This window comes from Aquabacterium sp. A7-Y (assembly GCF_026153205.1).
Classification (GTDB): Bacteria; Pseudomonadota; Gammaproteobacteria; order Burkholderiales; family Burkholderiaceae_C; genus Caldimonas.
Window position 1 is genome coordinate 1 of sequence record NZ_JAPFBW010000088.1, and the last position, 857, is coordinate 857.

At 70.4% G+C, this 857-nt stretch carries 1 protein-coding gene; it reads left to right on the forward strand.

The window, feature by feature from the left end; translation table 11 throughout:
* A partial coding sequence (locus OOT46_RS30645; RefSeq protein WP_265407408.1) for an Ig-like domain-containing protein occupies positions 1-857 on the forward strand: 857 nt, incomplete at both ends.

Sequence of the window (857 nt, forward strand, 5' to 3'; positions counted from 1 at the left end):
TCACGGGCCCGGTGTCCAACGGTCAGGCGAGCGACGACAGCACGCTGCTGCTGAGCGGCAGCTGCGAGGCCGGCGCGACGGTGCTGGTCTACGACGGCAGCATGCTGCTGGGCACGGCCACCGTGAACGGCACCAGCTGGAGCTACAGCGCGACCGTGACGGATGCGACGCAGCACCAGTTCCGCGCCACGGCGACCGATGCCGCGGGCAACACCAGTGCACCGACGGCCGACATCGTGGTGGTGGGCGACATGACGGCGCCGACCACCCACCTGTCCAACCTCGCGCTCAGCGACGACACCGGCGTGTCGAGCAGCGACTTCATCACCTCCGTCGCCACCCAGACCCTCAGCGCGAGCTTGTCGGCGGCCCTGGGCACGAACGAGAAGGTGATGGGCTCGCTCAACGGCGGCGCGACCTGGAGCGACCTCACCGGCATGGTCAGCGGCACCACGCTGACGTGGAGCGGCATCGTCCTGACGGGCGAGCAGACGCTGCAGCTGGCCGTGGTGGACGCGACCGGCAGCACCGGCCCCGTCGCCAGCCACGTCTACCGCCTCGACACCGCGGCGCCGACCCCGCAGCTGACGAGCGTGACCGACGATGCCGGTCTGCACACTGGCTCGCTGACCAGCGGTGACGCGACCGACGACACGGCCGTGCTGCTCTCGGGCAGTTGCGAGCCCGGCTCCACGGTCGAGGTCTACGATGGCAGCGACCTGCTGGGCACGGCCACCGTGAGCGGCACCAGCTGGACCTACACCGCCACCGTGGTGAACGGCGGCCTGCACCAGTTCTACGTGACCGAGACGGATGCCGCGGGCCACACCAGCACCTTCAGCGACACCTTCACGGTC